Origin of the sequence: Pseudomonas sp. NPDC087614 (assembly GCF_044743485.1) — a bacterium.
Lineage (GTDB): Bacteria > Pseudomonadota > Gammaproteobacteria > Pseudomonadales > Pseudomonadaceae > Aquipseudomonas > Aquipseudomonas baetica_A.
In genome coordinates this window covers 1-7,689 of sequence record NZ_JBIUWN010000124.1, presented here as the reverse complement: position 1 = coordinate 7,689, position 7,689 = coordinate 1, and the positions used below count along the sequence as shown (strand labels likewise).

Below are 7,689 nucleotides of genomic sequence, written 5' to 3'. Positions count from 1 at the left end.
CTTGCCCGGGTGGTATTTGCTCTGTTGAAAAACCAGAGCGAATACTCCCCTAAAGCGGTTTAGGGGCTAGGCATGAACCATAGAATCTCCCACAGAGGGATGCATTTCAAATGTGGGCGCGAGCTTGCTTCCGCACGGGCCAGCACTGCAGCCCCCCCTAAACCGCCGGAAAATGAATCCTGAACGCCGCCCCGCCCATCGGCGAATCGCCCAGTGCGAGTTTGGCGTTGTAGCTTTCGATAATGTCCTTGACCACCGCCAACCCGATCCCTGCCCCGGATGCTGCCGATCCAGCCGCTCCCCAAGGCTCAAGAATCCGCGCCCGCTGATCCGGCGGCACCCCCGGCCCATCATCCTCAACACACAACTCAATCCCGGCCAGGCTCTCAGGCACACTGATACGCACCTCCCCCAGACACAGCCGATACGCGTTCTCCAGCAAATTCCCCACCATTTCCATCAAAGCACCCTGCTCGATCGGCACATAACAATGCTCCGGCAGATCAAAAATCATCTGAGGCGGGCAGATCTGTCGTTGCAACAAATCGCCGAGCAGTTGGACTTTTCCGAACCGTCGGCGTTTCACCGGGCGTTCAAGAAGTGGACAGGGCTGACGCCGGGGGCTTATCGGGCGCAGGAGCAGTGAGTTCCAGCCTCAATGCTCCCGCTCCCGGACAATCGCCTTGTGCAGCAAACACTTTCAATCAGCCGCCACCACGGTAACGAAGCTGCTTCCCTCGTTGCTGACGTACAAGCGCTTGCCATCAGACGTACAACTCACCCCGTTAGATGAAACCCCGGATTGAAAGGTACGAACAATCGTTCCCGAAGCCGTATCCAGCACCAGATTGTTGCGAAACGACCCTCCGCACAGGTAGAGCCGTGAACCCTCGGGGTTGAACGTTGCTGTGTATTGATCAGCTCGATAAGGGTGAATCAAGGTACGCAGCACTGTCAGGGTACTGGCCTCAACCTCCAGCAAGGCAAAGGAGGTGTCATTGAATGAAGGCAGATAAAGCCGCAGACCATCCGGCGTTACGTAAACAGTGAGCCTGTTGTTCGGCATGCCATTGGACCCCAGCCGGCGACCAGTGTCGGGGTCCATCGCAACCAGATTGCCTATTCCAAATTCGAGATAATAGAAGCGCTGTCCATCCGGGCTGATCGCACCACCGCTGGTATAGCTCCCGGTAGCAAAGGTGTTGATAATCTGATCCGATCCCGTATCGATCACCCTGATCGCCCCGCTGGCTGGACTGATGGTATGAAAGATGACCTGATCGCCGTTCGGCCGCATGACAATAGAATGCGGACTCCCTCCAGCCGCGATGCGTTTGATTAATCTGTTCGAAGCGGTATCAATGACCAGAATTTCATTCGTCCCATACGCCGCGCCATACATCTTTACGCCATCGGGGGTAAAGACGAAGCCCGTAAAAAAGTTTGTATTGGGGGTGACAATCGTCTCGATCCGTCGATTGATTGTAGTGTCGATCACTGAAATCGCACCGACGTGCCCAACATACGCGCGCGTCCCGTCCGGGCTGATTCCATTGGCTCTTTGCGTACGCCCCAGATCGATGTTTCCTACTGGCCCTGTAGCCATGCCAAACACTTGCGCAGTGGCGGTAAACGAAGAGGCCAGCACATCGCCCCCTCTGACTTGCTCATAAAACGCTGACACCTGGCTGTCCGCCAGAACCTTGTCCGCTGGCACCTTCAATTTGTGCGTGAAAGACAAGCGCCCGACAGACTCCTCGACACTGTGCGTCACCGCAGGCCCGGTTTGCGGAGTACAGCGGTAACTGACCCTGACCACGTCGCCTTCTGCCCAGAGCGGTCTGAACACGTGAACCAGCACGTAGAGGAAGTCTTTCACCTTGCCCAGATCGATGGTGCCAGGATCATCCGTCGGGTCATCAGGGTCTTCACTGATATCCGGCGCCGTGAGAAAGGCACGCTCCGTATCGACATTCGCCTCAATCATTTTCGACCAACGCCGTTTGTCCGTCGGGTTGTTCAACTGATCGACCACCGTGTAAGAGAACGTAAACCGTGGACTGCTGCCAGCCTGTTCAAACATGGCGCGGGTAATGGTGATGTCGTAAGGCTGGTCGTCAACCCCGGTGGGTACGAGGTAGGAAAACCGTTCGCGATTCAGCTCCAGGGTGATCCGGTCGTAAGCCCTCAGGTACGGATAGAACAATGTGCACACAACCCCTTTGTCGACTTCGTCCTTGCCGATCTGCGGCGGATCACCCAACTCCACGGGCAAGTTGATGGAAAGGTCGGGGTGATCGCCGGTGCCGTGTACATCGTTGCCACCAGGCACATCACGGTGGTAGAGCGCCCATGACTCGGTCGAAGGGCCGCTTTTGCCACTGGTGCGCTCCACCTCGTAGGTAAAGATATGCAAACCGTCGCCAAACAAGGACTGATAGATGTCGAAATACACCGGATCGTTCTGTTGAGCGGGAGGTACGGGTCTGCGTTCGAGCAGTTGCGCTTGCGGATCCCCCGGGCCCTTCATGTAAAGCGCAATGTTCAGATAAATGCCACCCAGCGGCGGATCGACCACCGCCTGCACCGCGCCCTCGCGAACTCCATCGCGTTTGACGACCTCTTTGAAACTCGACTGCGGCAGCCCTTCCAGTGGTACGCCAGCAGGCGGAGCGGGATTGAAGATAACACCGGGTGTGGCCCCGGCGAATTTCAAAGGGAAATTGGCCAATACACCGGCGCCTGGTTGATCGACACTCATGGAAGTCGTCTCCGGATTGATGAGTTCGCAGGTAACAACGCGAACGAAGCAATCAGACCTCCAAATGCGGTGGGCTGGATACTGTCAACTTTGACAGGTAAAGGGGCATTTTAGACGGGCGGTAGAGTGAAACCCATCAGGCAGGAATTGGGATGAAGGGAGGGGGATCAGCCGCCACAATCAACAGACCGTAGCCTTCGGCAGTTCCTGCTACACGTATGCCGGACCTGGCGGGAGCTGCCGAAGGCAGCGGTCTTTCTGTCACACCGCCGGAAAATGAATCCTGAACGCCGCCCCGCCCATCGGCGAATCCCCCAGCATCAACTTGGCGTTGTAACTCTCGATAATGTCCTTGACCACCGCCAAGCCAATCCCCTGCCCCGGATGCTGACGATCCAGCCGCTCGCCACGCTCAAGAATCCGCGCACGCTGATCCGGCGGTACGCCCGGGCCGTCATCTTCGACGCACAACTCAACCCCGGCCAGGGTCTCGCGCACGCTGATGCGCACTTCGCCCAGGCACAGGCGATAGGCGTTTTCCAGCAAGTTACCCATCATCTCCAGCAAGGCGCCCTGCTCGATCGGTACATAACAATGCTCAGGCAGATCGAATGCCACCCGCACACGCTTGTCGCGGTAGACCTTGTCCAGCGTGTCGCACAGGCTTTTGAGCACCGGTTGCAAGCGCACCTGATGCCGCACCAGTCCGCTTTTGCGCAAACTCGCGCGCTGCAGTTGATAGCTGATCTGTTGGCTCATGCGTTCGATCTGGCTTTGCAGCACCCAGGCCTGATCGCGTTCTTCGGGACGTTGAGCCATGTCCTCGCTGACGCCTTGCAGCACCGCCAGCGGCGTTTTCAGACTGTGGGCCAGGTCATCGAGAGAGTCGCGATAGCGGCTGCGTTGCTGGCGCTCACTGAGCAGCAAGCGGTTGAGCGAACCGGTCAGTCGCAGCAGTTCACGAGGGTGTTGTTCGGTGAGGCTTTCGCGGGTGCCGCCTTCGATTTCATCGAGTTCCTGACTGAGTTGGCGCAAGGCTTTAAGGCCCCAGGTCAGACCGATCCACAACAGCGCCAGCAGTACCAGCAAGGCGGCGCCGAAACCCAGGTAAAGATTTTCGCGCAGGCCTTCAAGGGTGCTTTCGTACTCGCGCACCGGTTGCAAGGCAACGATGCTGAACGCAGCGCTTTTGCCGCCGAGCAGTTTGACTTCCACGTCGTAGACGAAGAACTCCTGACCGCTGGCCTCGCGAATCCGCGCGAACTCGTTGCCGAGGCCGTCATAACGCGGTTTGTAGTTGATCTGCTCTTCCTGGGTGGCTTTCGAACGCCAGACCAGATGCCCTGAACGGTCATAAATGTAACCGAGCAGGCGCAGGTCAGTGAGGTTGAAGCGCTCATCCGGCAACTGCGTAGGCATCACCAGCCGGCCGTTTTCAATGCGTGCGGCGGAGATCAGCGTGGTGACGTCCGACGCCAGACGCTGCTCGATGGAATCCTGCAGCGCCAGGCTGAACGCGCCTTGCATCGCCGGCAGCAAGGCGAGCATGAACAACACCGCCAACGTGGTGGCGGCGAGCATCAATCGAACGCGAAGGGAACGAATCAAGTGCAGCGCTCATTGAACAGGTAGCCGAGACCACGCACGGTGTCGATTGGCTTGAACCCGGCCGGACCTTCGAGCTTGCGGCGCAGGCGGCCGACCAGCACTTCGATCACGTTCGGATCGCGCTCGTCATCGTCCGGATAGAGCTGTTCCATCAAGCGGTCCTTGGGCACCACTTGCTGGTGGTGCCGCATCAGGTATTCGAGGATGCGGTATTCGTAGGCGGTCAGCGCCAGCGGTTGCTCGTCGAGGGTGGCCTGTTTGCGATTGAGATCAAGCAGCAACGGGCCGGCGACGATGGTCGATTGCGTGAAACCGCTGGAGCGTCGCAACAAGGCATTCAGGCGCGCGTCGAGTTCTTCGAACTGGAACGGTTTGACCACGTAGTCGTCAGCACCGGCGGCCAGGCCTTCGACCTTGTCCTGCCAGTTACCGCGCGCGGTGAGGATCAGGATCGGGAAGGTCTTGGCGCCTGAGCGCAACTGGCGGATCAGGTCGAGGCCGCCCATGCCCGGCAGACCGAGGTCGATCACCGCCAGGTCAAAATTGAACTGCCCGGTCTGGTACAGCGCCTCTTCGGCATTGGCCACGGACTCGACCACGTGACCGCTCTCCGTCAGACGGGTTTGCAGGTGATGACGCAACAGCGCTTCATCCTCGACGACCAACAGTTTCATATCGCTCTCCTGGGTAAATCAAAATCTCCAACAACACACCTGTGGGAGCGGGCTTGCTCGCGAAGGCGATGTACCAGTCGACATCTTCATTGACTGATCCACCGCTTTCGCGAGCAAGCCCGCTCCCACATTCAGGCTGACTGCTCTATCAGAAAGAGTAGTTGGCCGACAGGTACGTCTGGGCGCTGCTGGTCAAGCCCAGCGAACCCTGTTTGCTGCCGCCGCGCTCGCTCATCTCGGTGCTGGCGTTGCTACGCAGGTAACGGTAACCGAGTTCTACCGAAGTGTTTTGCGACACTTGCTGCAAAACACCGAACTGGCCGCCGACCGCATAACCGATGTCACTGTCGCGACTGTAGCCTGGCGATTCCTGAGTCAGCTTGGTCAAACCGGCCGTCGCACCGCCGAACAATTTGGTGGTGTTGCCCACCGGATAGAACAGATCGTAGCTACCCAGCAGGTTTTCCTGACGCAGTTTAATGCCATTGTGCGAACCCGACACATTGTCGTAGGTGGCGTAGTAGCGACCCTGACTGTTTTGCTGACCGAGGCGTACGCCGTAGGTATTGTTGCCGTCGATCGCGCCAGTGGCGTCAGGGTGATCGAGGTTGTCGTTCAGGGCATGGGATTTTTTGATCTTGTCGCTGGTCTGGCCGAAGGTCAGGCCGGCGAAGTTCGAAGTCGTGTCGGCATGGGCCGCGATACTGGCGCTCATTACGGTAAATGCCAGCAGCAGTTTGTTTAAACGAGTCATGGTATTTCCTCTTTCACAGTGCTGTTTGGGTATGGCGCAAGGTTACTGCCCCTGTCCTGTACCGCCCCTGAACACTCTCTGAACCTGACCTGAACCAAATCGACTAGGCTGCTCTGACCACTTTTCGATATGGAGACCGACCATGCGCCTGTTCCTCGCCCTCACCCTGCTGGCCGCAAGCTGCCTCACCCACGCGGCGATCAAGACCGAAGAAATCCCCTACCAAAGCGCCGACGGCAGCAAGCTGATGGGTTACTACGCCTACGACGACGCGATCAAAGGCGCCCGTCCCGGCATTGTCGTGGTGCATGAATGGTGGGGCTTGAACGATTACGCCAAGCGCCGCGCACGCGACCTGGCTGAGCTCGGCTACAGCGCGCTGGCGATTGATATGTACGGCGAAGGGAAAAATACCGAGCACCCGAAAGATGCGATGGCGTTCATGCAGGCAGCGACCCAGGACGCCGACGCCGCCAGTAAACGCTTCACTGCCGGTTTGGACTTGTTGAAAAAACAGCCCCAGACCGACGTGAGCAAACTCGCAGCCATCGGCTATTGCTTCGGCGGTGGCGTCGTGTTGAACGCGGCGCGCCAAGGTGTACCGCTGGCGGGTGTGGTGAGTTTCCATGGCGCGCTGGCAACCAAGACGCCGGCCACGCCCGGCAGCGTGAAGGCGAAAATTCTGGTGGAGCATGGTGCGCTGGACAGCATGGTCACGCCGGACAACGTCACCGCGTTCAAGTCGGAAATGGACAAGGCGGGGGCTGACTACAGGTTCGTCAGTCTGGAGGGCGCCAAGCATGGTTTTACCAATCCGGATGCCGATCGCTTGAGTCATGGCGAACACGCAGGGCCGGACATTGGTTACAACAAGGCTGCGGATGAAAAATCCTGGGCGGACATGAAAGCGTTCTTCCAGAAGATCTTTGGTTAAGCCAGCGTTGAGCGTGGTGTGGCCTTCACGCTTGCTCGCGAAGGCCACACCATTGATCTCGACCTTGCCTCGGCTAACCGGCAAAATGCCCGCCATGAATCTCACCCCAACCCTCCCCGCTTGCTGCACCCCGCTCGACGCCCACTGGCCCTTGCCGACGGCGTTGCCCGACACGGTGCTGCTCAGCACTCATTTCGATCCGTCGCAACTGCTCGGCGATGACTTTCAACGCAGCGCCATCGATCCACCGCCAAGTATTCAGCGTTCGGTGGCCAAGCGTCAGGCCGAGTTTCTCGCCGGACGCCTCTGCGCGCGGGCGGCGCTGCAACAGTTGCAAGGGAGTGGCATGGTTCCAGCAATTGGCGAAGACCGGGCCCCCGTGTGGCCGGCGCACATCAGCGGCTCGATCACCCACAGCACCGGCCGTGCGGCAGCGATTGTCGCCAATAAGCAACATTGGCGCGGCTTGGGTATGGATCTGGAAAACCTGCTCAACATCGAGCGCGCCGAGCGTCTGGCCGGAGAAATCCTCACTCCGGCGGAAATGCAGCGCATGGCCGCTGGCGCGCGGGATCAATTGGCGTTGCTGGTCACGCTGACATTCTCGGTGAAAGAGAGCCTGTTCAAAGCGCTGTACCCGATCGTGCAAAAACGCTTTTACTTCGAGCATGCCGAAGTCCTGGAATGGACTGAACAGGGTCAGGTACGTTTGCGCCTGTTGACGGACCTGTCCGGCGAATGGCGCAACGGGACTGAACTGGATGCGCAGTTCGGGGTGCAGGATGGGCAATTGTTGAGTCTGGTCAGTATCAAAGCCTGAAGATCTTTATGGGCTTTCAGGGAGACCACATCGCTGGCAAAGAGAGACTGTCAGAAATTTTGTGTTCGGGCATAACATGTTGAAAAGGAGCATGTATGCCGACCAAAAAGAAACCGGCCTCGGAGGCCAAACCTCAGT

The 7,689-nt window shown here is 58.5% G+C and carries 7 protein-coding genes and 1 pseudogene; 3 read left to right on the top strand and 5 right to left on the bottom strand.

Going from position 1 to position 7,689, the window contains the following annotated elements; all coding sequences use genetic code 11:
• Nucleotides 1-157: 157 nt before the first annotated feature.
• Nucleotides 158-454 (bottom strand): ATP-binding protein, encoded by a 297-nt coding sequence (locus tag ACIOWA_RS26625; protein WP_401162745.1) that lies wholly within the window; start codon nt 452-454, stop codon nt 158-160.
• A gap of 48 nt (nt 455-502) precedes the next feature.
• Between ACIOWA_RS26625 and ACIOWA_RS26620 the strand changes: the two are divergent.
• Nucleotides 503-646, top strand: a pseudogene (locus tag ACIOWA_RS26620) (helix-turn-helix domain-containing protein); the annotation flags it as partial.
• A gap of 54 nt (nt 647-700) precedes the next feature.
• On the opposite strand, the gene ACIOWA_RS26615 reads toward ACIOWA_RS26620, so the two are convergent.
• From ACIOWA_RS26615 to ACIOWA_RS26600, 4 genes are all read right to left on the bottom strand, one after another.
• Nucleotides 701-2,761, bottom strand: a complete 2,061-nt coding sequence (locus tag ACIOWA_RS26615; protein ID WP_401162743.1) for a YncE family protein — start codon at nt 2,759-2,761, stop codon at nt 701-703.
• A gap of 261 nt (nt 2,762-3,022) precedes the next feature.
• Complete coding sequence (locus ACIOWA_RS26610; RefSeq protein WP_339464072.1) at nt 3,023-4,369, bottom strand: ATP-binding protein; 1,347 nt, start codon at nt 4,367-4,369, stop codon at nt 3,023-3,025.
• The gene (locus tag ACIOWA_RS26605; protein ID WP_339430850.1) at nt 4,366-5,043 is read right to left on the bottom strand and encodes a response regulator transcription factor; all 678 of its coding nucleotides are present in this window, start codon (nt 5,041-5,043) and stop codon (nt 4,366-4,368) included. The genes ACIOWA_RS26610 and ACIOWA_RS26605 overlap by 4 nt, the downstream gene beginning before the upstream one ends.
• Nucleotides 5,044-5,191: 148 nt before the next feature.
• The gene (locus ACIOWA_RS26600) at nt 5,192-5,797 is read right to left on the bottom strand and encodes a hypothetical protein (protein WP_339430851.1); all 606 of its coding nucleotides are present in this window, start codon (nt 5,795-5,797) and stop codon (nt 5,192-5,194) included.
• 142 nt (nt 5,798-5,939) lie between these two features.
• Between ACIOWA_RS26600 and ACIOWA_RS26595 the strand changes: the two genes are divergently transcribed.
• Together ACIOWA_RS26595 and ACIOWA_RS26590 are read left to right on the top strand one after the other, a co-directional pair.
• The gene (locus ACIOWA_RS26595; RefSeq protein ID WP_401162740.1) at nt 5,940-6,731 is read left to right on the top strand and encodes a dienelactone hydrolase family protein; all 792 of its coding nucleotides are present in this window, start codon (nt 5,940-5,942) and stop codon (nt 6,729-6,731) included.
• Nucleotides 6,732-6,825: 94 nt separating this feature from the next.
• Nucleotides 6,826-7,551: a 4'-phosphopantetheinyl transferase gene (locus ACIOWA_RS26590; protein ID WP_401162737.1), complete on the top strand. Its 726-nt coding sequence runs from the start codon at nt 6,826-6,828 to the stop codon at nt 7,549-7,551.
• Nucleotides 7,552-7,689 lie beyond the last annotated feature (138 nt).

Coding starts and splice junctions, on each gene's coding strand:
- ACIOWA_RS26590 (WP_401162737.1), top strand. CDS start 6,826: ATGAATCTCACCCCAACCCTCCCCGCTTGCTGCACCCCGCTCGACGCC.
- ACIOWA_RS26615 (WP_401162743.1), bottom strand. CDS start 2,761: ATGAGTGTCGATCAACCAGGCGCCGGTGTATTGGCCAATTTCCCTTTG.
- ACIOWA_RS26595 (WP_401162740.1), top strand. CDS start 5,940: ATGCGCCTGTTCCTCGCCCTCACCCTGCTGGCCGCAAGCTGCCTCACC.
- ACIOWA_RS26625 (WP_401162745.1), bottom strand. CDS start 454: ATGGTGGGGAATTTGCTGGAGAACGCGTATCGGCTGTGTCTGGGGGAG.
- ACIOWA_RS26600 (WP_339430851.1), bottom strand. CDS start 5,797: ATGACTCGTTTAAACAAACTGCTGCTGGCATTTACCGTAATGAGCGCC.
- ACIOWA_RS26605 (WP_339430850.1), bottom strand. CDS start 5,043: ATGAAACTGTTGGTCGTCGAGGATGAAGCGCTGTTGCGTCATCACCTG.